At 64.8% G+C, this 23,002-nt stretch carries 22 protein-coding genes and 1 pseudogene; 10 read left to right on the top strand and 13 right to left on the bottom strand.

All coding sequences use genetic code 11. The annotated features are described in order from the left end of the window. The first annotated feature begins 12 nt into the window (after nt 1-12). Nucleotides 13-213 carry a hypothetical protein gene (locus AAFL97_RS15110; RefSeq protein ID WP_341645624.1) on the top strand — a complete coding sequence of 67 codons (201 nt, stop codon included), beginning with the start codon at nt 13-15 and terminating at the stop codon, nt 211-213. A gap of 95 nt (nt 214-308) precedes the next feature. On the opposite strand, the gene AAFL97_RS15105 is transcribed toward AAFL97_RS15110, so the two are convergent. Beyond that, nucleotides 309-1,679, bottom strand: a complete 1,371-nt coding sequence (locus AAFL97_RS15105; RefSeq protein ID WP_341645623.1) for a sigma-54 interaction domain-containing protein — start codon at nt 1,677-1,679, stop codon at nt 309-311. Between the two features lie 218 nt (nt 1,680-1,897). On the opposite strand from AAFL97_RS15105, the gene AAFL97_RS15100 reads away from it, so the two are divergent. The 3 genes from AAFL97_RS15100 to AAFL97_RS15090 all read left to right on the top strand — a co-directional run bounded on the left by AAFL97_RS15100 (nt 1,898) and on the right by AAFL97_RS15090 (nt 4,769). Then, nucleotides 1,898-2,680, top strand: a complete 783-nt coding sequence (locus AAFL97_RS15100; RefSeq protein WP_341645622.1) for an alpha/beta fold hydrolase — start codon at nt 1,898-1,900, stop codon at nt 2,678-2,680. Between the two features lie 101 nt (nt 2,681-2,781). After that, nucleotides 2,782-3,102 carry a DUF485 domain-containing protein gene (locus AAFL97_RS15095; protein WP_341645621.1) on the top strand — a complete coding sequence of 107 codons (321 nt, stop codon included), beginning with the start codon at nt 2,782-2,784 and terminating at the stop codon, nt 3,100-3,102. Next, the gene (locus tag AAFL97_RS15090; protein WP_341645620.1) at nt 3,099-4,769 is read left to right on the top strand and encodes a cation acetate symporter; all 1,671 of its coding nucleotides are present in this window, start codon (nt 3,099-3,101) and stop codon (nt 4,767-4,769) included. Before AAFL97_RS15095 ends, AAFL97_RS15090 begins: the two co-directional genes overlap by 4 nt. Before the next feature lie 68 nt (nt 4,770-4,837). Here AAFL97_RS15090 and AAFL97_RS15085 read toward each other — a convergent pair whose 3' ends face one another. Continuing rightward, a complete protein-coding gene (locus tag AAFL97_RS15085) occupies nt 4,838-5,479 on the bottom strand; it encodes an HD domain-containing protein (RefSeq protein ID WP_341645619.1) in 642 nt (213 codons plus the stop codon). A gap of 89 nt (nt 5,480-5,568) precedes the next feature. Here AAFL97_RS15085 and AAFL97_RS15080 point away from each other — a divergent pair, with 89 nt between their 5' ends. Beyond that, complete coding sequence (locus tag AAFL97_RS15080; protein WP_341645618.1) at nt 5,569-6,570, top strand: GlxA family transcriptional regulator; 1,002 nt, start codon at nt 5,569-5,571, stop codon at nt 6,568-6,570. Nucleotides 6,571-6,691: 121 nt separating this feature from the next. Here AAFL97_RS15080 and AAFL97_RS15075 read toward each other — a convergent pair whose 3' ends face one another. From AAFL97_RS15075 to AAFL97_RS15060, 4 genes and pseudogenes are all read right to left on the bottom strand, one after another. Beyond that, nucleotides 6,692-9,562 (bottom strand): valine--tRNA ligase, encoded by a 2,871-nt coding sequence (locus AAFL97_RS15075; protein WP_341645617.1) that lies wholly within the window; start codon nt 9,560-9,562, stop codon nt 6,692-6,694. Between the two features lie 269 nt (nt 9,563-9,831). Continuing rightward, nucleotides 9,832-10,428 carry a hypothetical protein gene (locus AAFL97_RS15070; RefSeq protein ID WP_341645616.1) on the bottom strand — a complete coding sequence of 199 codons (597 nt, stop codon included), beginning with the start codon at nt 10,426-10,428 and terminating at the stop codon, nt 9,832-9,834. Further along, on the bottom strand, nt 10,425-10,865 hold the full coding sequence (locus tag AAFL97_RS15065) for a DNA polymerase III subunit chi (protein WP_341645615.1): 441 nt from the start codon (nt 10,863-10,865) through the stop codon (nt 10,425-10,427). The genes AAFL97_RS15070 and AAFL97_RS15065 overlap by 4 nt, the downstream gene beginning before the upstream one ends. An 11-nt stretch (nt 10,866-10,876) precedes the next feature. Further along, a pseudogene (locus tag AAFL97_RS15060) lies at nt 10,877-12,374 on the bottom strand (leucyl aminopeptidase). Nucleotides 12,375-12,528: 154 nt separating this feature from the next. Between AAFL97_RS15060 and lptF the strand changes: the two are divergent. Continuing rightward, entirely contained in the window at nt 12,529-13,614 is a 1,086-nt protein-coding gene (lptF, locus tag AAFL97_RS15055; protein WP_263459740.1) for an LPS export ABC transporter permease LptF, read from the top strand. Next, nucleotides 13,611-14,684, top strand: a complete 1,074-nt coding sequence (lptG, locus tag AAFL97_RS15050) for an LPS export ABC transporter permease LptG (RefSeq protein WP_341645614.1) — start codon at nt 13,611-13,613, stop codon at nt 14,682-14,684. The genes lptF and lptG overlap by 4 nt, the downstream gene beginning before the upstream one ends. 115 nt (nt 14,685-14,799) lie before the next feature. Here the strand turns inward: lptG and AAFL97_RS15045 are convergent, their stop codons facing one another. From AAFL97_RS15045 to rpsP, 5 genes are all read right to left on the bottom strand, one after another. Continuing rightward, nucleotides 14,800-15,171, bottom strand: coding sequence for a hypothetical protein (locus AAFL97_RS15045; RefSeq protein WP_341645613.1), 372 nt, complete (start codon nt 15,169-15,171; stop codon nt 14,800-14,802). A gap of 293 nt (nt 15,172-15,464) precedes the next feature. Then, nucleotides 15,465-15,887: a 50S ribosomal protein L19 gene (gene rplS, locus AAFL97_RS15040; RefSeq protein ID WP_068634992.1), complete on the bottom strand. Its 423-nt coding sequence runs from the start codon at nt 15,885-15,887 to the stop codon at nt 15,465-15,467. Between the two features lie 96 nt (nt 15,888-15,983). Then, nucleotides 15,984-16,793 (bottom strand): tRNA (guanosine(37)-N1)-methyltransferase TrmD, encoded by an 810-nt coding sequence (trmD, locus tag AAFL97_RS15035; RefSeq protein ID WP_341647177.1) that lies wholly within the window; start codon nt 16,791-16,793, stop codon nt 15,984-15,986. Between the two features lie 47 nt (nt 16,794-16,840). Continuing rightward, nucleotides 16,841-17,356, bottom strand: coding sequence for a ribosome maturation factor RimM (gene rimM, locus AAFL97_RS15030; RefSeq protein ID WP_341645612.1), 516 nt, complete (start codon nt 17,354-17,356; stop codon nt 16,841-16,843). Nucleotides 17,357-17,399: 43 nt separating this feature from the next. Next, a complete protein-coding gene (gene rpsP / locus AAFL97_RS15025) occupies nt 17,400-17,651 on the bottom strand; it encodes a 30S ribosomal protein S16 (protein WP_263459744.1) in 252 nt (83 codons plus the stop codon). A gap of 223 nt (nt 17,652-17,874) precedes the next feature. Between rpsP and AAFL97_RS15020 the strand changes: the two genes are divergently transcribed. The 3 genes from AAFL97_RS15020 (at nt 17,875) to AAFL97_RS15010 (ending at nt 20,464) form a co-directional block, all read left to right on the top strand. Beyond that, on the top strand, nt 17,875-19,365 hold the full coding sequence (locus tag AAFL97_RS15020; protein WP_341645611.1) for a hypothetical protein: 1,491 nt from the start codon (nt 17,875-17,877) through the stop codon (nt 19,363-19,365). Between the two features lie 146 nt (nt 19,366-19,511). Continuing rightward, nucleotides 19,512-20,111 carry an NAD(P)H:quinone oxidoreductase gene (gene wrbA / locus AAFL97_RS15015; RefSeq protein WP_341645610.1) on the top strand — a complete coding sequence of 200 codons (600 nt, stop codon included), beginning with the start codon at nt 19,512-19,514 and terminating at the stop codon, nt 20,109-20,111. Then, the gene (locus AAFL97_RS15010; RefSeq protein WP_341645609.1) at nt 20,108-20,464 is read left to right on the top strand and encodes a DUF2069 domain-containing protein; all 357 of its coding nucleotides are present in this window, start codon (nt 20,108-20,110) and stop codon (nt 20,462-20,464) included. The genes wrbA and AAFL97_RS15010 overlap by 4 nt, the downstream gene beginning before the upstream one ends. Before the next feature lie 131 nt (nt 20,465-20,595). Here AAFL97_RS15010 and AAFL97_RS15005 read toward each other — a convergent pair whose 3' ends face one another. After that, nucleotides 20,596-22,131 (bottom strand): 2-isopropylmalate synthase, encoded by a 1,536-nt coding sequence (locus AAFL97_RS15005; RefSeq protein WP_341645608.1) that lies wholly within the window; start codon nt 22,129-22,131, stop codon nt 20,596-20,598. Nucleotides 22,132-22,133: 2 nt separating this feature from the next. Beyond that, nucleotides 22,134-22,976, bottom strand: coding sequence for a CDP-diacylglycerol--serine O-phosphatidyltransferase (pssA, locus tag AAFL97_RS15000; RefSeq protein ID WP_341645607.1), 843 nt, complete (start codon nt 22,974-22,976; stop codon nt 22,134-22,136). Nucleotides 22,977-23,002 lie beyond the last annotated feature (26 nt).

Here is a 23,002-nt window from a genome sequence, read left to right as displayed (position 1 = left end):
ATAAGCGGGCAGTTGAACGAGGCGATTGAAGCACTGAACGCCGAACTGCAGAAAAAGCGCCAGGAGCAACAGAATGTGTTCAGAGCCAACAACGAGCAGTTGGCTGCCAAGCGTCGCGAGATCGACAATCTCGGGGCGCAGATACAGCAAAGCCGGCGCGAGGGTGCGCAGCAGCATCGGTTTCTCGCCGAGTTGAAAGCCATGGAAAACTGAGCACAGGGTTCAGATGGAACACAGACGCGCTATCCTGATCGCCCCTATTCCGATTGGTGCGTGCTGCTATCCGGCCAGGCGCACCGTGGCAGCAGTCACCGACCGCCGTGCTGGAGTTCCCGGTATAGCGTGGCACGGCTTATGCCCAGCAAGCGCGCGGCACGATCCTTGTCCTGAGCAACCGAATCGATGACACGCTTGATATGGCGCAGCCGTTCGCGTGCCATGTGCGATTGCAGGTCGAGCATGCCTTCTTCAGGATCTGCGGGCGTTTCATTGCTTTCCGTGTCCGGCAGCTTTGGTAGACGGATTTCGTTCGAGATCAGGAGCCTCAGCAGTACCCCCTCGAGCTCGCGCACATTGCCTGGCCAGGAGTGGGAAAGGAGCTGCTTTATTTCCGCATCTCCGAGCTGCCGGCCGGAAAACCCTTCTCGACGACAGAGACGATCGAACAGGGCGCCGATGAAGAACTCCAGATCTTCCCGCTCGCGCAGCGCTGTCATTTCGATGTTCAGCACGTTGAGCCGGTAAAAGAGGTCAGCACGAAATTTGCCGGCTTTGACTAGTTCCAGCAGAGGGCGGTTGGTGGCGCAGATGATGCGGACATCCACGAGTTGTGGTGCAGTGCCGCCGACACGCACGATTTCCTGGTTCTGGATTGCGCGCAGCAGGCTGCCCTGCAGATGGAGCGGCATGTCGCCGATTTCGTCGAGGAACAGCGTGCCGGTGTTGGCGAGTTCGAATTTCCCGGGCTTGCCTTGTGAGCGCGCGCCAGTGAAGGCGCCCCCTTCGTAGCCGAACAGCTCGGCGTCGATCAAGGTTTCTGGAATCGACGCGCAGTTCATCCAGACGAATGGCCGCTTCGCGCGTGCGGACAAGGAATGGATCGCACTGGCTGCGAGATCTTTCCCGCTCCCCGTTTCCCCGAGAATGAGCACCGGGTGAGAATGCGCCGCCACCTGTCGCAGGCGATTGCACAGATTCTCGAACTGTGCCCCCGTGCCGAGAAGATCGTCGAGGCTAGCCCTTGCCGCCCAGGCGTTGCGCGAGTGCTGGATAGCCTGCCCAGGGCGGGAAGCGAGAGCGAAGGTCTGCTTCAGTAGATCGACATTGGAAAACAGCGCCATGCCAACCGCGCCGATGATGCGGCCGTCCTGAAAAACCGGCACCTGGCGCGTGATCAGCTTGTGCCCTCGTACTTCCAGCACTGCCCCGACCACGACATCGGAGCCTTGGGCAACCTTGTGGAGCCGGCTTTCCGGAGAAACCACGTCGGAAATATGGCGACCTAGAAAGCTTTCAGCGGAACCTCCAAGCAAGCGGCAATACGGTGTGTTGATGAAGACGATGCGTCCGGCCGTATCCACCGCCACCAGACATTCGGATACGTGATCGAGTACTTGGCGCAGAAATTCCGCTTCGTCCTGGCCGGATCCAAACCAGTCATTCTTGCTCGCGGTTCTCATTTTTAAGAGAAAAAATCGCAAATTTGAGATTTTACGCCCGCACGGGGAGATGAATTCGGCATCATGTTTTTCTCTTTTTTAAGAAAATTTCTTTATTAATCATGATTTTATCCTGTTTATTTCCGCAAGATCACGTCGTGGCACGGGAACTGCTGAACAAGCCGTGCCATGCACTTGCGTGGTACGGGCAATCCTGCCAAATGAAGGTGGAGACGGAAATGAACAAAGAGTGGAAGACGATCGGGGACATGCGTGTTCAGGTCGCTGGTGCGGGGCCGGCAATCGTGTTTTGCCATGGATTCACCACGACAAGTGAGTTCTGGCGGAATCAGGTGGACGTGTTCTCGGCAGAACGGCGTGTGGTATTGATCAATCTCCCTGGTCACGGCGTGTCGCCTGCGCCGCAGGGCAGATCGTACAGCATCGATGCCTTTGTCCAGGATATCGAACAGGTGTTCGAGGCGTTGGATATCGATCAGGCCATTCTGGTCGGCTTGTCCATGGGCGGCACGGTGGCGCAGCAGTTTGCGCTGCGCAATCCGCAGCGCCTGAAGGCACTGGTGCTGGTCGGGGCGACGCCGCATGGCCTGGGGGCGGACGTGAAGGCAGAAAACGTCCTTGCCGGCATTCGCGAGCTGGGCGTGGCGCAGGCGAGCCAGTTGGTGATCGAGCGCTCCTTCGGAAGCCGCGCGCCCGCTGAGTTGATCGATTTCGGCAAGCAGGAAGTGGTTCAGACGCCCGAGCATGTGGCGATCGAGGCCATCGAGTCGCTGAACCGTGCCGACAGCCGCGCCCGTCTGGGCGAAATACAAGTCCCGACGCTGGTCGTATGCGGCGTCGAGGATCAGATAACCCCGCCATCCGAATCGCGCCAGCTTGCTGCAGGCATCCCTGGCGCAGAACTCGTCCTGGTCGAAGGTGCGGCGCATTTCCCGATGCTCGAATGCCCCGAGGAATTCAACCTTGCCCTCGGAAATTTCATTGCGCGCGCGATGAATTGAACCGTGTACCTTCCGGCGCTTGGCCGGGAAGCGAGCCAAACAGATACGTGAGTCCGGCATCAGCAGAACCCGGACCACGCGAGAGTAATGAGGAGGAAGACATGTCGAGTTCAATATATTCACATATCCGGCACGATCCACGCTTTGCGGAATTGGCCGCTCGGCGCCGGCTGTTCGCCGGGACGATGACTGCCATCGTGCTGGTGGCCTTCTACGGCTTCGTCCTGCTGGTGGCGTTCTGGCCGGAAATGATCGGCCGCCGCTTGTTCGAAGGCAGCAACCTGAGCTTCGGCGTTGCTGCCGGCATGTTTCAGTTCGCGCTTTTCTGGGGGCTGACCTATTTGTATGTGCGCCGTGCCAATGGTGAGTTCGAGGTCTTGAATCAGCAGATCGTCAACGATGCATTGAGGGCGCAAAAATGAAAACCAGACTTCTTTCTATGCTGGTGGCCTCCATGGCCGCCGCGAGTGCGCCGGTACTTGCTGCCGATACCGTTGGTGAAACCGTTCGGCAGCCATTGAATCTCCATGCGATCGCAATGTTCTTCGCATTCGTACTGATGACATTGGGAATTACTTATTGGGCGGCCCGCCGCACCAAATCCACATCGGACTTCTACACTGCAGGCGGTGGCATCTCTGGCGTCCAGAATGGCCTGGCAATTGCCGGTGACTACATGGGGGCTGCCACGCTGCTCGGCTTGACGGCAATGATGTATCTGCAAGGGGTGGATGCCTATTTCTACATGATGGGTTTTTTCGTCGGCTGGCCGATCATCATGTTCCTGATGGCGGAACGCTTGCGCAACCTCGGCAAATTCACTTTCGCCGACATCGCCGCCTACCGCCTCGATCAAGGCAAGGTACGTACCATGGCAGCGGTCAGTTCCCTGACGGTCGTCAGCCTTTATCTCGTTGCACAGATGGTTGGCGCGGGCCAGCTCATCAAGCTGCTGTTTGGTCTCGATTACACGCTGGCATTGTTCGTGATCGGGGCATTGATGATGGTGTACGTGACTTTTGGCGGAATGGTGGCTACAACCTGGGTACAGATCATCAAGGCCTGCCTGATGCTCTTGGGCGGTACGGCCGTGATGCTGCTGGCTTTCAGTCAGTTCGGCTTCAGCTACGAAGAATTGACCCGGCGTGCGTTCGAAGTGCATAGCAAAGGAGACGGGCTGCTCAGCCCTGGCAGCCTGCTGGCTGATCCGGTGACGGCGATTTCGCTCGGCCTCGGCCTGATGTTCGGGCTGGCGGGCCTGCCGCACATTCTGATGCGCTTCTTCACCGTTACCGATGCGAAGGAAGCGCGCAAGTCGGTGCTGTATGCGTCCGGTATCGTCGTTTACTTTTTCCACGTCATCGCCATCATGGGCCTGGCGGCGATCATCATCGTAGGCCGCAATCCGCAGTACTTCGAAGGCGGCGTACTCGGTGGCGCAGTGCTCGGAGGCGGAAACATGATCGCCATGCATCTGGCGCATGCGGTGGGCGGCAATCTCCTGCTCGGCTTCCTGGCTGCGGTCGCATTCGCAACCATCCTGGCCGTGGTGGCCGGTTTGGCGCTGGCCGGCGCATCGGCGATTTCGCATGATCTCTATGCGCAGACGATCATGAAGGGTAGGGCCGATGAAGCGACCGAACTGCGGATATCGAAGTTTGCCACCATTGGCCTGGGCATCGTTGCCATCCTGCTCGGCATCGTCTTCGAGAAGATGAACGTCGCCTTCATGGTGGCGCTGGCTTTTGGTGTTGCGGCTTCGGCCAATTTCCCGGTGTTGATCCTTTCGATGTACTGGAAAGGCCTGACTACCCGTGGCGCACTGGCTGGCGGCTATCTTGGCCTGTTCAGCGCAGTGATCTTCGTCGTGCTGTCGAAATCGGTATGGGTGGATGTGCTGGGCAATGCCTCGGCAATCTTTCCCTACACACAGCCGGCGCTTTTCTCGATGCCGGTCGCCTTCTTCGCAACGTGGTTGTTCTCGGTGCTCGACCACAGTGAGGCTGCTGACGAAGAACGCAAGGCATTCGATGATCAGTACGTGCGTGCACAGACCGGTGTCGGTGCAGCATCCGCCGCGTCGCACTGATCGGGCCTGGTCGGTCCCCCGCGCGTCACGGCTTGCGTGGGGGACTGTGCTGGCAATCGGGAACTTGCTCAGGCACGCCACGCTGAATTGCGAATGATGCTGCAGAAGTTGGTGCGCTTGAAGCCGGGCTCCTTGTCGGCGATCACATCCGCCTTGACGTTGCCAAACGTCGTATCGGGTTTGTGCTTGATGCCATCGTAGAAGGCTTGAATGATGTCTTCCTTGAAATTGTCCCCGCGCGGATGCGCATGCACCACCGCTTCCCGTTCGGCCGTACTGTATTCGGGGTAGGTCAGGCCCAGTACATCCATCTCCACTCCGGCAGTGACCAGGGCGACGACCGGGTGCATGTGCTGGGGAATCCCGGGCGTCGTGTGCAGGGCGATGGCTGTCCAGACGGTGTCGATATCTTGTTGGCTGATGCCGCGTTGCTTGAGGAAGTCGCGCGCGGCATTGGCGCCATCCACCTCGAAACGTTCGCAGGCGCTGCTGTGCTGATGGGTCAGGCCCATGTCGTGAAACATGCAGCCGCAATACAGTAGTTCGGCGTCGAACTTCAGCCCGCGATGCAGGCCAGCCAGGGCGGCGAAGTAGTAGACGCGGCTGGAATGATGGAACAGCAAGGGGGAAGCCGTGTCTCGCACGATCTCCGTGATTTCGCGGGCGAGCTGACTGTCGGGAATGGTGACGCCGCTGATGTTCAAGGACATGATTGGTCTCCGGTGTGAGGGCGGGTCTTCATTCTGGTCTGCAATCCGGGTGTCCTCAACCGACGTGATACATCGTATCGTGCCATTTCATGCGTGATACGGACATGTGGGAGAGGGATGAAAAAATGACCAAGACTGTTGCCATCCTGGCGCTGCCGGGGGTTCAGTTACTAGACGTCGCGGGTCCATTGGATGTATTCGCCCAGGCAAACGTCGAGGCTGGCCAGGCGTCTTATGTACTGCGGATCCTTGCCTGCGAATCCGGGCCGATTCGCAGTTCGTCCGGCGCCCAGTTACTGCCGGACTGGGTGGTGGGTGAAGAGGACGAGGCCATCCACACTCTGCTGGTGGCGGGGGCGCCCAACATCGAGCAGCTTGTGCTGCCTGCCCGCGTATTGGCCTGGCTGGGTGAAGTCGCCGTGCGCAGCCGCCGTTACGGCTCGGTGTGCACGGGGGCTTTTGCGCTGGCTGGAGCCGGTTTGCTCGATGGCCGCCGCCTTACCACGCATTGGGCAGCCGCACAGGCCTTGGCCCGGATGCTCCCTTCGGCCACGATCGACGAGGATGCACTGTACGTGCGGGACGGCAAGCTGCGTACCGCGGCTGGCGTGACGGCGGGGCTCGACCTGGCGTTGGCCTTGGTCGAGGAGGATCTGGGGCGTGAGGTCGCCAGGCGTGTCGCTGCTCAACTGGTGATGTTCTTCAAGCGCCCGGGAGGGCAGATGCAGTTCAGCCGCAAGGGCGGGGCGCAGATCATGGGGCGGTCGGCATTGCAGGAGGTTCAGCGCTGGGTCGCGGCCAATCCGGCCCTGGACCACAGCATCTCCAGCCTGGCTCGGCGGGTCGGGGTGAGTCCTCGCCATTTCGCCCGGTTGTTTCATGCTGAAGTCGGCATCACCCCGGCCGCATGGGTCGAAATGGCGCGAATAGCAACGGCACGGACGCTGCTGGAGGATGGGCACAGCACCCCAAAACAGGTGGCAGCCGAGTGCGGGTTTGCCAATGTCGATACCTTGCGGCGGGCCTTCATCAAGCATGTCGGCGTAACGCCGGCCGAATACCGAAAGCACCAAGTTTGTCTGCCCGAGTAACCTTTCCCCGACGAGCCGTCGGCTCCGTCGGGCTCAGGTTCTCGCCGCGCAGGCATCAAATGAAAACGGCAGCGAAAGTGATCTCGCTGCCGTTTCTGTCGAGGGGTGAAGCCGATACGGCTCAGCCGCCCAGCTTCGCCAGCTGCGGCTTCAGCTTGTCCACCGTGGCCTTGAAGCCGGCCAGGCGGTCGCGTTCCTGCTGCACGACGGCGGCGGGGGCGCGATCGACGAAGCTGGCGTTGCCGAGCTTGCCTTCGGCCTTGGCGATCTCGCCTTCGAGGCGGGCGATTTCCTTGCCCAGGCGTTCGCGTTCGGCGGCGACGTCGATTTCCACCTTCAGCATCAGGCGGGTTTCGCCGGCGACCGCGACCGGAGCGAGTTCGTCGGCACCGATCTCATCGACGATCTCCACCTCGGCGAGTTTGGCCAGGCCGGCGAGGTAGGGCGCGTACTGCGCCAGTACGGCCTTGTCGCCGGCGGCGATCAGCGGCAGGCGCTGGGCGGGCGAGATGTTCATCTCGCCGCGCAGGTTGCGGCAGGCGTGGATCAATGCCTTCAGCTCGCTCACCCTGGCTTCGGCCGCTTCGTCGATGCGGGCGCTGTCGGCCTGCGGGAAGCGGGCCAGCATCAGGCTGTCGGCATCCTTGCGTGCGGCCAGCGGCGCCACGGTCTGCCACAGCTCCTCGGTGATGAAGGGGATCAGCGGGTGGGCCAGGCGCAGCACGGTTTCGAGCACGCGCAGCAGGGTGCGGCGGGTGGCGCGCTGCTGGGCCGGGGTGCCGGTCTGGATCTGCACCTTGGCCAGTTCCAGGTACCAGTCGCAGTATTCGTCCCAGACGAATTCATACACCGCACGGGCGGCGAGGTCGAAGCGGTAGGCTTCGAACTGGGTGGCGACTTCGGCTTCGGTGCGCTGCAGGCGGGAGACGATCCAGCGGTCGGCGAAGGAGAAGTCGAGCACCTCGGGCGTGCAGGCGAGACCTTCGCCCAGGCCGCAGTCCTGGCCTTCGGTGTTCATCAGCACGAAGCGGGTGGCGTTCCACAGCTTGTTGCAGAAGTTGCGGTAGCCCTCGCAGCGCGACAGGTCGAACTTGATGTCGCGGCCCGGGCTGGCGAGGCTGGCGAAGGTGAAGCGCAGCGCGTCGGTGCCGAAGGCGGGGATGCCGGTGGGGAATTCCTTGCGCGTTTTCTTCTCGATGGTCTGGGCCTGCTTCGGGTTCATCAGGCCGAAGGTGCGCTTGGCGACCAGTTCGTCGATGCCGATGCCGTCGATGAGGTCGATCGGATCGAGCACGTTGCCCTTGGACTTGCTCATCTTCTGGCCTTCCGCGTCGCGGATCAGGCCGTGCACATAGACGTGCTTGAACGGGATCTTGCCGGTGATGTGCTTGGTCATCATGACCATGCGGGCGACCCAGAAGAAGATGATGTCGAAGCCGGTGACGAGCACGGTGGACGGCAGGTAGAGGTCGAGCGCGTCGTTGCTCTTGGCCGGCCATTCGGGCGTCCAGTCCAGCGTCGAGAACGGCCACAGTGCGGACGAGTACCAGGTGTCGAGTACGTCCTCGTCGCGGCGCAGTCCGCCGGTGTAGCCATCCTTTTCAGCCAGCGCGAGCGCTTCGGCTTCGTCGTGGGCGACCCAGCACTGGCCGTTGTCACCGTACCAGGCGGGAATCTGGTGGCCCCACCACAGCTGGCGCGAGATGCACCAGTCCTGGATGTTGTTCAGCCACTGGTTGTAGGTATTGACCCAGTTCTCGGGGTAGAACTTGATCTCGCCCGAGGACACGCATTCCAGCGCCTTCTGGGTGATGCTCTTGCCGTCCGCGCCAGGCTTGCTCATGGCGACGAACCACTGGTCGGTCAGCATCGGCTCGATGACGACGCCGGTGCGGTCGCCGCGCGGCACCATCAGCTTGTGCGCCTTGGCTTCGACCAGCAGGCCGGCGGCCTCGAGTTCGGCGACGATCTTCTCGCGCGCCGGCACGCGGTCCAGCCCGGCGACCGAGGCCGGCATCGCGACCTGGCCCTTGGCCTGGCCGGCGGTGTCGAACACTTCGGCTTCGGCCGGCACGGCGCCGGCCAGCGTCAGCACGACGATCATGTCCAGGCCGTGGCGCTGGCCGACGGCGTAGTCGTTGAAGTCGTGGGCGGGCGTGACCTTGACGCAGCCGGTGCCGAATTCACGGTCGACGTAGTCGTCGGCGATGATCGGGATGCGGCGGCCGGTCAGCGGCAGTTCGACGGTCTTGCCGACCAGCGCGGCGTAGCGCTCGTCTTCCGGATGCACCATCACCGCGACGTCGCCGAGCAGGGTTTCGGGGCGGGTGGTGGCGACGGTGAGGCCGCGCAGCTCACCCACGGGGCCGTCGGTGAAGGGGTAGAGGATGTGGTAGAGCTTGCCGTCCTCTTCTTCCTGCACCACTTCGAGGTCGGACACGGCGGTGCCGAGCCTGGGGTCCCAGTTGACCAGGCGCTTGCCGCGGTAGATCAGGCCTTCGTTGTAGAGGCGGACGAAGGTCTCGGTGACGATCTTGGACAGGCCGGCATCCATCGTGAAGCGCTCGCGCTTCCAGTCCGGGCTGGTGCCGAGGCGGCGCATCTGGCGGGTGATGGTGCCGCCGGAGTATTCCTTCCACTCCCAGACCTTCTCGAGGAACTTCTCGCGGCCGAGGTCGTGGCGGCTGATGCCCTGGGCGTCGAGCTGGCGTTCGACGACGATCTGGGTGGCGATGCCGGCGTGGTCGGTGCCGGGCTGCCACAGCGTGTTGTCGCCGCGCATACGGTGGTAGCGCGTCAGCGCGTCCATGATCGTCTGGTTGAAGCCGTGCCCCATGTGCAGCGTGCCGGTGACGTTGGGCGGCGGCAGCAGGATGCAGAAGGCGTTGGGGTTCGACTTGTCGAGGCCGGCGTCGAAGTAGCCGCGGGATTCCCATTCGGGGTACCAGCGACGTTCGATGTCGGCGGGCTCGAAGCTTTTGGCCAGTTCCATGTTGTTTTACGCGCGTGAAGGCAAAGCGCGGATTATAGCGGATGCGCCCGCCGCGCCCGGCGGGCGTGTGGCGGCCAGGGGGAGGAGCGGCTTCAGCCGGGGGCGCCGAGCCGGGGGCGCCGAGCCGGGGGCGCCGAGCCGGGGGGCGCCGAGCCGCGAAAGCAGGCTGCAGGCCTGCCTCGCCCCGGTGATCTTGGGATCGCTGGCCCCCAATCGCGGCTGAAGACGCACCTACGGGGACGGTTTCATTTGCTGGGGAGGGAGACGGTTCAGCCCCGCAGCGGCGGCGGCAGATCCGGGCTGCGTTCCATCTGGCGGCTGATGTGGGCCGACAGTTCGGGCAGCAGCGTGGCGCGCAGGTGGGCCTGGAGTTCGACCTGCAGGCGCTCGCTGAGCTGGTCGAGCTCGCGCTCGAGCAGTTGCGGAAACTCCTGGTCCATCCAGTCGTTGATGCTGCGCGTGATCAGGGTGTCGAGCTCGATCAGGCGTTCGGCGATCTGGTAGGCGACGCGATCTTCGGCCGTGACTGCCGATTCGGCCGCCGGGAAGGTGGGGGCGGGCGAAGGCGCCGCCAGCGCCGAGGACGGGGGAGCTTCGACTGGCGCTGCCTTTTCTGCGGGCGGCGGGTCGAAGGTCAGGGGATCGGGGTCCCGTTCGCTCCAGCCCAGCGGCAGCTCGGATGGATCGACGACTTCGGTGAGGATGGGCAGATCGGCGGAATCGGCGTCCGCGGGGCTGGGTGGGGCAGCGGTTTCATTCGCCGGCCTGGCCGCGCGGTGACGGCCCAGCAAGGCGTCGGCCTGGTCCAGCAGGTCGTCGGCGCGTTCGAGTTCTTCGTCGGGGGGCAGCGGCAGCCAGTCCTTCATAGCGCCACCCTGCGTTCGGCGTCGAAGGCCTTCGGCTCCAGCCCCTGCGCGCGGTACTGCGCCCAGCGGGCGCGGGCGGGCAGGCGTTCGGCTTCGGTCTTGCCGACGATTTCGATCACGATCCTGAAGTCCTGGTAATCCGGCGGCAGGTCCGGTGCGAGGTTGAACAGGGTGTCGGCATGCGGCCAGGGGGAGGCGGGAACGGCTTCGCCGATGACGACCGGCGTTTCCGCAGCCAGTTCGGAGTCGCGCAGCACGTGCGGGACGAAGGCGAGAGTGTCGCGCAGCCACAGCACGCGGTCGAGTTCCCGTGCGCTGTTGCCGTCGGGCATGCGTACCGCCACCTTGCGCCCGCTGCCGTATGCACGCCCGATCAGCTCGCAGGCAAGCACGAGCCGGTCGGGCGTGTTGTGGTAGAAGCGGACGCTCGGCGCCATTCCGCTGCCGCTCAGCCGCCGCGTGCGCGGCCGACGAGGAACTCGGACAGCAGCGGCACCGGCCGGCCGGTCGCGCCCTTGGCATCGCCCGACAGCCAGGCGGTGCCGGCGATGTCGAGGTGGGCCCACTTGTAGGCCTTGGTGAAGCGCGCCAGGAAGCAGGCCGCGGTGATGGTGCCGGCGTAGCGCCCGCCGATGTTGCCCATGTCGGCGAAGTTGCTCTTGAGCAGTTCCTGGTACTCGTCCCACAGCGGCAACTGCCAGGCGCGGTCGCCGGAGTCGGTGCCGCGCTTGAGGATCTCGGCGGCGAGTTCGTCGTCGTTGGCGAGCAGGCCGCTGGGGATCTTGCCCAGGGCGACGACGCAGGCGCCGGTCAGCGTGGCGATGTCGATCACGCATTCGGGCTTGAAGCGCTCGGCGTAGGTCAGCGCGTCGCACAGCACCAGGCGGCCTTCGGCGTCGGTGTTGAGCACTTCGATGGTCTGGCCCGACAGCGAGGTGACGACGTCGCCCGGCTTGGTGGCGCCGCCGCCCGGCATGTTCTCGGTGGCGGCGATCAGGCCGACGACGTTGATCGGCAGGCCCATCTGGGCGATGGCCTTGAAGGTGCCGAGTACGCTGGCGGCGCCGCACATGTCGTACTTCATCTCGTCCATCTCGGCGGCCGGCTTCAGCGAGATGCCGCCGGTGTCGAAGGTGATGCCCTTGCCGACCAGCACGATCGGCTTGGCCTTGGATTTGCCGCCCTTGTACTGCATGACGATGAACTTGGGCGGCTGGTGCGAGCCGCGCGCCACCGACAGGAAGGAGCCCATGCCGAGCTTCTCCATGTCGGCGCGCTCGAGCACTTCGACGTCGAACTTGTACTGCTTGCCCAGCGCCTGGGCGGTATCGGCGAGATAGGCCGGCGTGCACGTTGCCCGGCAGGTTGCCGAGGTCTTTCGCCAGCGCCATGCCGGTGGCGATGGCGTGGCCGTAGCGCACCGCGGTGTCGAGCTCGGCGCTCGGTTCGGCTGCGGTCAGCAGCGTCAGCTTGCGTGCGCCGCGTTCCTTTTTGTCTTTCTTGTCCTTGCCGGACTTGAGCGCATCGAAGCGGTAGGCGCCGTCGGCCAGGATGCGGGCGGCCTGCTGCATCTTCCAGCTCAGCGGGCGTTCACCGACGGCGAGGTCGGCCAGCGTGACGACGGCGTCCTTGGCCGGCGTTGCGGCCAGCGCCTTGGCGGCGGCGGTCAGCGCGTCGCGGTAGGCCTTGTCGCCGAATGCGTCCTGCTTGCCCAGGCTGACCAGCAGCACGCGTTCGGCGTGAGTGCCGGGCAGCTCGGCCAGCAGCAGCGTGGCGCCGGCCTTGTCGTCCAGGTCGCCGCGCTTCAGGTAGTGGGCGATGCGGCCTTCGGCGGCGGCATCGACGGCTGCGGTGGCGGTGGGCAGAACCCCGTCGGCAAAGGCGCCGAGCACCAGCAGGCCGGCCTTGGACTTCGCCGGCGAGCCGGTCTTTATGGTAAATTCCATCAGCTTTTTTCCTTGGGAAGACGCGTCTTGCGAACTGCCGCCGATTATGGCGCCTTCGCCCGGAACCCGTCAAAAAGCCTTCCGGCCGGGCCCTTCCTGCCGGCGGCTGCAACCTTCATCACAACCCTCTCTTGCCCATCGGTCCTATCGCGCGATGATCTTCCGCCGCGCCCTTCAGCGGGAATTCACCCACGCCGCCGCCGCGGTTTTCGTTGCACTGTTCGCGATCCTGATCTCGACCGTGCTGATCCGCCTGCTCGGCCAGGCCGCCGGCGGCCGCGTGCCGGCCGAAGCGGTGCTGGCGCTGATCGGCTACGGTGCGCTGGCGCAGTTGCCGACGGTGCTGACGCTGACCTTGTTCATTGCCATCCTGGTGTCGCTGTCGCGCAGTTACCGCGACTCGGAAATGGTGGTGTGGTTTGCGGCCGGCGTGCCGCTGACGTCCTGGATACGGCCGGTACTGATGTTCGCGCTGCCGCTGGTGGTCGTGATCGGCGCGGGTTCGCTGTACCTGACGCCGTGGGCGCAGCAGCAGAGCAGCGAATATCGCGACCGCCTCGACAACCGCGACGATACCCAGCGCGTCGCGCCCGGCGTGTTCCGCGAGTCCTCCGGCGCCCAGCGCGTGTTCTTCGTCGAGATCGGCGCCGGCGAGGATGGCCGGGTGCGCAACGTCTTCGTCAGCGAGGAGACGCGCGATGGCGGCCTGGTCGTGATCGCGTCGGCCGAAGGCTACATGCGCAGCGACGAGGAAGGGCGCCGTTTCGTGGTGCTGGAGAAAGGGCGGCGCTACGACGGCCGGCCGGGTACGCCGGAATACCGCGTGATGGAGTTCGAGCGCTACGAAGTTCAGGTCGAGCAGAAGCCGGCCGTCAGCCAGCCGTCGCGCACCCGCGCGCTGCCCACCGCGCTGCTGCTGGCGCAGGGCGACAAGCGCAGCATGGGCGAGTTGCTGGGCCGCATCGGCGCGCCGCTGTCCGCGCTGCTGCTGGCCTTGCTCGCCATTCCGCTGTCCTTCGTCAATCCGCGCGCGGGCCGGGCCAACGGCCTGCTGATCGCGCTGCTGACCTATCTCGTCTATAGCAACGCCATCTCGGTGTTCCAGGGCTGGGTGGCGCAGGGGCGCATGAGCTTCGGCGTCGGGCTGTTCCTGCCGCACCTGATCGTGCTGGCCATGCTGGCGCTGCTGTTCTACAAGCGGCTGTCGGTGTCGCCGTTCTGGCGGACGAGGTCGTCATGAGCATCCTGTTCCGCTATCTCGCGCGGGAGATCTACTCGGCCACGGCGCTGGTGCTGGTGGCTTTCCTGGGCTTGTTCGCCTTCTTCGACTTCATCAACGAGCTTGAAGACGTCGGCAAGGGCAACTACCAGATCGCCGACGCGGCCGTGTATGTGGCGATGATCCTGCCCGGCCGCGTCTACGAACTGTTCCCGGTCGCGGTGCTGATCGGCACCTTGTATGCCCTGGCGACGCTGGCGCGCCATTCCGAAATCACCGTGATGCGCGCCTCCGGAATGTCGAACGGCGCGCTGGCGCGCATGCTGGCGCTGATCGGTAGCGTGCTGGTGGTGCTGACTTTCCTCATCGGCGAATACGTGGGACCGCCGGCCGAAGCGGCCGCCCAGGAATGGAAGCTGACGGCGACCCAGTCCACCGTGTCGCAGCAGTTGCGCTCCGGCCTGTGGGTCAAGGACGGCCGGCTGGTGATCAACGTCCGCACGATGCTGCCCGACCGCACGATGCAGAACGCGCGAGTGTACGAATTCGATGCCGATTACGGCCTGCTGTCGATCAGCGAAGCCAAGCGCGGCGTGCACGACGGCAAGGAGCATTGGCGCCTGCTGGAAGTGTCCCGCACCCGCTTCCTCGACGACCGCACCGAAGTGGAGCAGGTGCCGGAGATCACCTGGCGCTCGGATCTCTCGCCCGAAGTGCTGGGTGTGCTGATGGTGGGGCCGGAGCACATGCCGCTGGCCAAGCTGTGGACCTACATCCAGCATCTGCGCGACAACCAGCAGAGCACCGACCGCTTCGAGATCGCGCTGTGGAAGAAGCTGATCTACCCCTTCGCCGTGCTGGTGATGATGGCGCTGGCGCTGCCTTTCGGCTTCATCCACGACCGCATGGGCGGAGCCAGTGCGCGCATCTTCATGGGGGTGATGCTGGGCGTGGGCTTCCACCTGCTGAACGGCCTGTTCTCCAACCTCGGCATGATCAACGCTTGGCCGCCGATCATGGCCGCGCTGACGCCCAGCCTGATCTTCCTGGCAGCGGCTTTAGGCATCCTGCGCTACATCGAACGGCGCTGAAGCGCCGTTCGCAGACCGGCAGGAGCCTAGTTTCTTCTGGCCGGCTGGTCGTGCCGTGTCTCTGTCTGATCGTCCGGCCGGGCTGACTTGATACCGGGTCTGCCTTCGCATCGCGCTACAAACACCGTCTCTTCGAGCATGATGATGGCCCGCTCGTCGTCAGGTGGTGGATGCCCTGGCTTGCGCACATCCTTGCGTTGAGTTCTCGTGCTTCCGGCGACATCCACTGGGGCGAGAGAAGGTATTGGCCGTTGGCGAGCTTCAGCATGCGTACGGTGACTTCGCCGTCCATGCCATAGGCGCTCCCGTCCAGAACCATGTCGATGAACAGGATGTTCAGTTCGTTGATGACTTCGACGTCCCTGATGATGATGGGGAAGGCGCTAGACCCGTTTCCCAGTGGCGGCACCGGATTCGCCGCCTGTACGGCAGGAGCAGCAAGAACGGCTGCAAACAAGCCGAGGCCCAGGATGGTGTTGAGTGTCATGGGAGTCGTACTCAAGTCAGTCTTGATAGCTTGTTACAAATCCAGTAATGATAATCATTATTGATTAAGTGTCAAGGCAGAACCGGCTGCTCGGCTTCGGCGGCTAACCCGTCAGGAGTTTCCGGAATACGCGTAGCCTGAACTCGAACACCCTGCCGCAGGGGGACAGAGGCGTTCGGCAGGGGCCGAGCGGCGCTGAGGTATGCGGCGGGAGTCGCGACATGGTTCTGAGCCGGCCGTAAACTGAAAAACGGCCCCGAAGGGCCGTTTTCCGTGCGTCACCGCGAGGGCGATCAGCCTTGCTGCTTTTGCTCTTGCTGTTGTTGCAGAGCAGCCTTCTTGGCAGCGGCGGCCTTGTAGTCCAGCTTTTCCTTGATGCGTGCGGACTTGCCCGAACGCTGGCGCAGGTAGTACAGCTTGGCGCGGCGGACGTCACCGCGGCGCTTCACCTCGATACCGGCCACCAGCGGCGAGTAGGTCTGGAACGTACGCTCCACGCCTTCGCCCGAGGAAATCTTGCGGACGATGAAAGCGGAGTTCAGGCCGCGATTGCGCTTCGCGATCACCACGCCTTCGTACGCCTGCAGACGTTCGCGGTTGCCTTCCTTGACCTTGACCTGGACGATCACGGTGTCGCCGGGGGCGAATTCCGGGATGGCCTTGCCCTGGGTCAGGCGGGCGATTTCTTCCTGTTCGAGTTGCTGAATCAGGTTCATTGCGGATACTCCATCAATGTTGTCGGCCTCTGTCTTTGCATCGGCCTGGCCGCAGAGCAGGTCGCCACCTGATGCGTGCCGTTTATGGTCGGGCTTTCAGACGATGCTGCCGTCTTCCGCCCCGGCTTGCTCCTGCCTGAATTCCTCAAGCAGTTTCAATTCGGTCTTGCTCAGTTGCCGCCCGGCCAGCAGATCCGGCCGCCGCAGCGCGGTACGGCCCAGGGACTGCTTCAGCCGCCAGCGGCGGATTGCTGCATGGTTGCCCGACAGCAGCACCTCGGGCACCCGGTCTTCGTTCTCCGTTGCTTCGCCCAGCACTTCCGGCCGCGTGTAATGCGGGCAGTCGAGCAGGCCATCGGCGAAGGAATCCTCCTGCGCCGAATCGGCGGTGTTCAACGCGCCGGGCAGTTGCCGCACGATCGCGTCGAGCAACACCATCGCCGGCAGTTCGCCGCCCGACAGCACGAAGTCGCCGAGCGACACTTCCATGTCGACCGCGCGTTCGATGACGCGCTGGTCGATGCCTTCGTAGCGGCCGCACAGCAGGATCAAGCCCGGCTGTGCCGCCAGTTCCATCACTGCCGCCTGATCCAGCCGGCGGCCTTGCGGCGACAGGTAGAGCACCGGACCGGACGCGCCGATCTCCGCCTGCTGCGCCGCGCGTGCTGCCGCGATCGACTGCAGCAGCGGTTCGGCCAGCATCACCATGCCCGGCCCGCCGCCGTAGGGGCGGTCATCCACCGTGCGGTGCGGGTCGTGGGTGAAGTCGCGCGGGTTGTGGAAACCCAGTGCGTACAGCCCGCGATCCTTCGCCCGGCGGGTGATGCCGCTGCCCGTCAGGGCGACGAACATCTCGGGGAAGAGGGTGATGAGGTCGTAGCGGCGCAGGCCGCCTGCAATCCCCACTTCTGCCTCTTCCTGACTGCTCCCGGTTGCGGCGTGGTCGCTCACGCCTACCAGTCCTCGCCCCAGGCGACGCGGATGCGCCGCGTGGCGAGATCGACGTCCAGCACGTAGGCGGCGACGAAGGGAATCAGCCGCTCGCCGCCGTCCTGGCCATCGTCCTTCACCTGCAGTACGTCATGGGCGCCGGTGGACAGCAGACCATCGACCACGCCCAGCCGTGTGCCGGCTTCGTTGAAGACTTCGAGGCCGACGAGGTCGCCCCAGTAGTATTCGTCCTCGGCCGGCTTGGGCAGCGCTTCGCGCGGCGCGCCGATGTACCAGCCATCGATGGCTTCCGCCGCGTTGCGGTCCGGCACTTCGCCGAAGGCCGCAACCAGGCCTTTGCCGTGCGCCCTGCAGGCCTTCAGCGTGTAGGGCGTCCAGCGTTCGGCGGGAGCGCCGTCCTCGGCGCAGAGCCACCATTGCGGCATCTTGCGCCATTCGACCGGGTCATCGCCGAAGGGATGGATCTTGACCCAGCCCTGAACGCCAAAAGGGGCGACAATGCGCCCCAGTACGATCATCTGCCTGTCCGCCTTTTCAGGCCGTGGCCGGGATCGTCGCTGCTCAGGCAGCGGCCTTGGCGGCCTGCTTGGCCAGGCGGGCAACGGTCGGCGACAGCTGGGCGCCGTTCTGCTGCCAGTAGGCCAGACGCTCGGCGTTGATCACCAGGCTCTGCGCGGCGCCGGAGGCAACCGGGTTGTAGTAGCCGACGCGCTCGATGAAGCGGCCGTCACGGCGATTGCGGGAATCGGCGGCGACGATGTTGAAGAACGGGCGCTTTTTGGCGCCACCACGGGCAAGGCGAATGACGACCATCTGATTTTCCTGATCGGTGGATGCGAAAAACGGCGGATTCTAGTGCAAAACGCCGCGGGGATCAAGCTGCGCGTGTTCTGCCGAACGAGCGAAGGCATGGCGGCGAGCAGTTGCGGAACGATGCCTGCTCCGACACGTTTTGCACTGCTCGAGAGAAGAAAAGTCGTGCATTCTCAAATATGACTAAAATGCGATAAATGAACATTTGCAATGCTGTCTGTCCATGATTCAGGCTCCACTTTCCGCTGTTAACGACGATGAAGCGGCCGATTTCCTGCACTGGCTGGAATCCGAACCCGCCGACGAGGTCGTCGACGACCTGAAGGGCTTGCGTACCCGTCTCGAGAAACTGCTGTGCAGCAGCGGGCTGGCGGATGAGCTGCTGCGCTGCTGCCTGGAGGGCGGCGCGGCGCGGGGGCTGGACATCAGCAGCCGCATTCGTGCGCAGTTGCAGGAAGCCAGCCTGCCTTTGCCGCCCGTCCTGCATCGCGCATCGATCGACATTTCCTCCACCCTGGCGGAAATGGCACGGAGGCTGGAAAGCCTGCGGTCCACGGCTGCGCCGGATCTGCATGCCTGGGAAAACGATCGGCGCGTGGCGCTGGGGCTGTGCAGCGAAGCTTTCGTCCTGGCGGCGATGTCCGCAGCCAATGCACCGCCTGGTTTGTGGAAGCTCGCCAACCGCATGGCAGCCGAACTCGAAGGCGATGCGTCCTATTTCACCATGGCGGCGATGGCCGCCGCATCGCCCGAGAGCCTGACTGCCCGCCAACTGGCCTGGATTGCCGATTTCCTCGGCAGCAGCCTGCCCGAGCTGCAGTTGCTGGCCGAAGGCGAGCCGCTCGTCGGTGCCTGGTGGATCGAACTGGGGGCGGATGCGGCGCCGGTATCGGTGGCGCGCAGGCTGGCTCCTGCGGGAAGCGATGTGCGCCATTTCAGCCTCGTACCGCTCGCGCGCGTGCTCGGCGAGCATGTCGAGCACCTGGAAACGGTGATCGCTGCCGCGGAGAACACCGGCGATACGCTCGAAGTGGAGCTGCTGGATGCAGGGGACGAGGAGCTGCCGCCGGGCCTGACGCCGGTCGAGCTGCTCGCGCTGTTGCGCACTCTGCGCGAACGCTGGGTGAGTTCTCCGCTGCGGGTGCTGCCCCGGCGGCCTCAGCATTATGCGATCCAGGTCTGCCTGGGTCTGCGCGGGCTGTGGGAACTCGGGCGGGGGCGCAGCGAGGGCGGGCGGGTGCTGGACTGGCAGGTGCTCAACGAAAGCCCGGGCGGCTACGCGATCATGAGCATCACGGAAACCGAGGCGGATGCCGGCCGGCCGGCGGAAATCGTCGCCGGCATCGTGCTCGGAGTCAGGCGCCAGGCGGACGAAGCCTGGGCGGTCTGCGTCGTGCGCTGGGTGCGCAGCGAAGCGTCCGGCCGGATCGAACTGGGGCTGCAGGTGCTGGCGCCGTCCTATCACGCGGTGCAGGTGGCTTTCCGCGGGACCACGCTGCGGGGGGTGGTGCCTGCGCTGGCGCTGCCGGCCATGGAGCCGATGCGCCGTCATCCGGCTTTCCTCGCACCAGCAGGAACCTATGCTTCGCGCCGTTTCGTCTTCGTCCGCGAAGGCGCACGCGTGTATGTGGCGCAGGGGCGTGCGCTGGGACTGGACATGCAGACTGCCAGCGTCGAACTGTTCCGCTACGAGATCGACCCCTATCCGATCTGATGGCGGGCTGGGCCGCATAGGCCGCACCGCGCAGGCCGGGGTGCGCAAACCCGCATCACGTCGTGTCGGCGCAGTCCGGCCTACGCGGTCCGGCCCGGGCCGTCCCGATGATATGATCCGCGCCTCCCGGTTCTCGCGCGCAGCCCATGCAGGAAATACTCGTCCTTTACTACAGCCATCGCGGTTCAGTCCGCGCGCTGGCCGAGCAGATCGCCATCGGCATCCATCAGGTGCCGGGCGCCGTGGTGCGGGTACGGACCGTGCCGCGGGTGTCGACCGTGTGCGAGGCGGTGGAGGACGAGATACCCGCCGACGGCCCGGCCTACGTCGAGCCGCGCGACCTGGTCGAATGCGCCGGCCTGGCGCTGGGCAGCCCGACCCGCTTCGGCAACATGGCGGCGCCGATGAAGTATTTCCTCGACGGACTGGCGGGCGAGTGGGCCAATGGCGCGCTGATCGGCAAGCCTGCCTGCGTGTTCTCGTCGTCCGCCAGCCAGCATGGCGGGCAGGAGAGCACGCTGCTGACGATGATGGTGCCGCTGCTGCACCATGGCATGATGCTGCTCGGCATTCCCTATTCCGAAACGCGGCTCAACACCACGCGCAGCGGCGGCTCGCCCTATGGCGCGACCCACGTCGCCGGCATGGACGGCCTGCCGCTGCTGACGGCCGACGAGATCGAACTGGCACGCGCCCAGGGGCGCCGCCTGGCCGAAGTGACGCTGCGGCTGGCGGGTGAGCGATGAGTCCGCGCCTGCTGAACCTCGCCGCAAGCATCAGCCTGCTGGCGCTGATTGCGCTGTGCGTGCTGTGGGAGGGCTGGCTTGCGCCGCTGCGCCCCGGCGGCTCGTGGATGATGCTGAAGGCGCTGCCGCTGCTGCCGGCGGTGTTCGGCATCCTGCGCGGCAAGCGCTACACCCATCAATGGGTGTCGATGCTGTCGCTGCTTTACTTCACCGAAGGGGTGCTGCGCGCCAGTGATCCGGGTCTGAGCGGAACCCTGGCAGGGGTGGAGATCGCGCTGTCGGTGCTGCTGTTCCTCAGCACGATGTACTACGCGCGCAACACTGCGCCGTCGCGGCAGAAGTCCGACGAATAGCGAGGCCCGGCAGCCGGAATGATGGTTTCGCCCAGGCTCCGGCTACACAGCCCGGTCCATCCTGCGTGCCGGGCTGTGTGGCCGGGTCGAAAGCGAAGCCCTCCGTTTCGAGGAAGCTCGTCAACCGCGGCTCAAACCTGCGGGTTCAGCCGCGGGGCAGTGGTCTGCAGCTTGTTCAGCGCATTCAGATAGGCCTTGGCCGAGGCGACGATGATGTCGGTGTCGGCGCCCTGGCCGTCCATCACGCGGCCTTCCTTGGCCAGGCGCACGGTGACTTCGCCCTGGGCATCGGTGCCGGTGGTGATGGCATTGACCGAATACAGCAGTAGCTGGCTGCCGCTGTTGGCAACACCCTCGATGGCCTTGAAGGCGGCATCGACCGGTCCCGAGCCTTCGGACTGGGTGCGGTGCTCGGTGTTGCCGATGACCAGCGTCAGCTCGGCCAGCGGCGTCTCGCCGGTTTCGGAGTGGAAGCGGCTCGATACCAGGCGGTAATGCTCGGTCTCGGGCGTGATCGCTTCGTCGCGCATCAGCGCGTGCAGGTCTTCGTCGAAGATCTCGTGCTTCTTGTCGGCCAGTTCCTTGAAACGCGAGAAAGCGTGGTTCAGGTGCTCCTCGCCGGCGATCTCGATGCCCAGCTCCTGCAGTCGTGCGCGGAAGGCGTTGCGGCCGGAATGCTTGCCCAGCACCAGCTTGTTGGCGCCCCAGCCGACGTCCTCGGCGCGCATGATCTCGTAGGTTTCGCGGTGCTTCAGCACGCCGTCCTGGTGGATGCCGGACTCGTGAGCGAAGGCGTTGGCACCGACGATGGCCTTGTTCGGCTGCACCGGGTAGCCGGTGACCTGCGACACCAGCTTGGACGCCGGCACGATCTGGGTGGTGTCGATGCGGGTCTCGACCGGGAAGACGTCGCCGCGGGTGCGCACCGCCATGACGATTTCTTCCAGCGAGGCGTTGCCGGCACGCTCGCCCAGGCCGTTGATGGTGCATTCGACCTGGCGCGCGCCGGCGTGCACGGCGGCGAGCGAATTCGCCACCGCCATGCCGAGGTCGTTGTGACAGTGCACCGACCAGATCACCTTGTCGGAGTTGGGTACGCGCTCGATCAGCGTGCGGATGGTGCCGGCGTACTGCTCAGGCACGTTGTAGCCGACGGTGTCGGGCACGTTGATGGTCTTCGCGCCGGCCTGGATCACGGCGTCGAAGATGCGCACCAGGAAGTCGATTTCGGAGCGGCCGGCATCTTCGGCCGAGAACTCGACGTCGTCGGTGAATTGACGCGCCAGCGCGACCGACTTCACCGCCTGCTCGACGACCTGGTCGGGCGTCATGCGCAGCTTCTTCTCCATGTGGATCGGGCTGGTGGCGATGAAGGTATGGATGCGGCCGCGGGCGGCGGGGGCGATGGCTTCGGCGGAGCGGCGGATGTCGTTCTCGTTCGCTCGCGCCAGCGAACAGACGGTGGATTCCTTGACCGCTTCGGCGATCGAGCGCACCGACTCGAAATCGCCGTTGGAGGCGGCGGCGAAGCCGGCCTCGATGACGTCGACCCGCATGCGTTCGAGCAGGCGGGCGATGCGCAGCTTTTCCTCGCGCGTCATCGACGCGCCCGGGCTTTGCTCGCCGTCGCGCAGGGTGGTGTCGAAAATGATCAGTTGGTCTTTCATGTTCAGCTCCTCGGGGAGGCGTCGTCATCGGTCGCGGCGGGAGATTCCGTGCCGTCGGCCTGGGGTTCTGCTGCGGCTGGGGTGATCGCGCCGGCGCGCTTGTCCTTGCGCCGCTTCCAGCGCAGCAGCCACATCACGTAGCCGGATGCTGCATAGGCCAGGAACAGGCCGAACAGGATGCCCGGCGGATAGCTGGAAATCAGCGCGAAGACCAGCACGAAGGCGATCAGGACGATGAAGGGCACGCTCTTGCGCAGGTTGATGCTCTTGCCGCTCCAGAACAGCACGTTGCTGACCATCGACACGCCGGCGAAGATCGTCAGCACGCAGGCGTAGCCGCTCAGTTCGTCGCCGGTGAAGCCGTTGTCGATGCCGACCCACACCAGGCCGGCGGTCAGCGCCGCGGCGGCGGGGCTGGGCAGGCCCTGGAAGTAGCGCTTGTCGACGACGCTGATGTTGGTGTTGAAGCGCGCCAGCCGCAGGGCTGCGCCGGCGCAGTAGATGAAGGCCGCGACCCAACCGAGCTTGCCGAGGTCGCGCAGCGCCCATTCGTACATCACCAGGGCCGGCGCCGCGCCGAAGGACACCATGTCGGCCAGCGAATCGTATTCGGCGCCGAACTCGCTCTGGGTGTGGGTCAGGCGGGCGATGCGCCCGTCGAGGCCGTCGAGCACCATGGCGACGAAGATCGCGACCGCCGCGATTTCGAAGCGCTGGTCCATCGCCTGCACGATCGCGTAGAAGCCGGCGAACAAGGCGGCGGTGGTGAACAGGTTCGGCAGGATGTAGATGCCGCGGCGGCGCTTGTCGGGCGTGATCAGGGGCATGCGGTCGGGGTCGTCCATGGTGGACACTATGGTTCGGCAGGAAC

Origin of the sequence: Thauera sp. SDU_THAU2 (assembly GCF_038260575.1) — a bacterium.
GTDB lineage: Bacteria > Pseudomonadota > Gammaproteobacteria > Burkholderiales > Rhodocyclaceae > Thauera.
The sequence above is the reverse complement of the archived record's forward strand: the minus strand, read 5'-3'. Positions and strand labels throughout refer to the sequence as shown.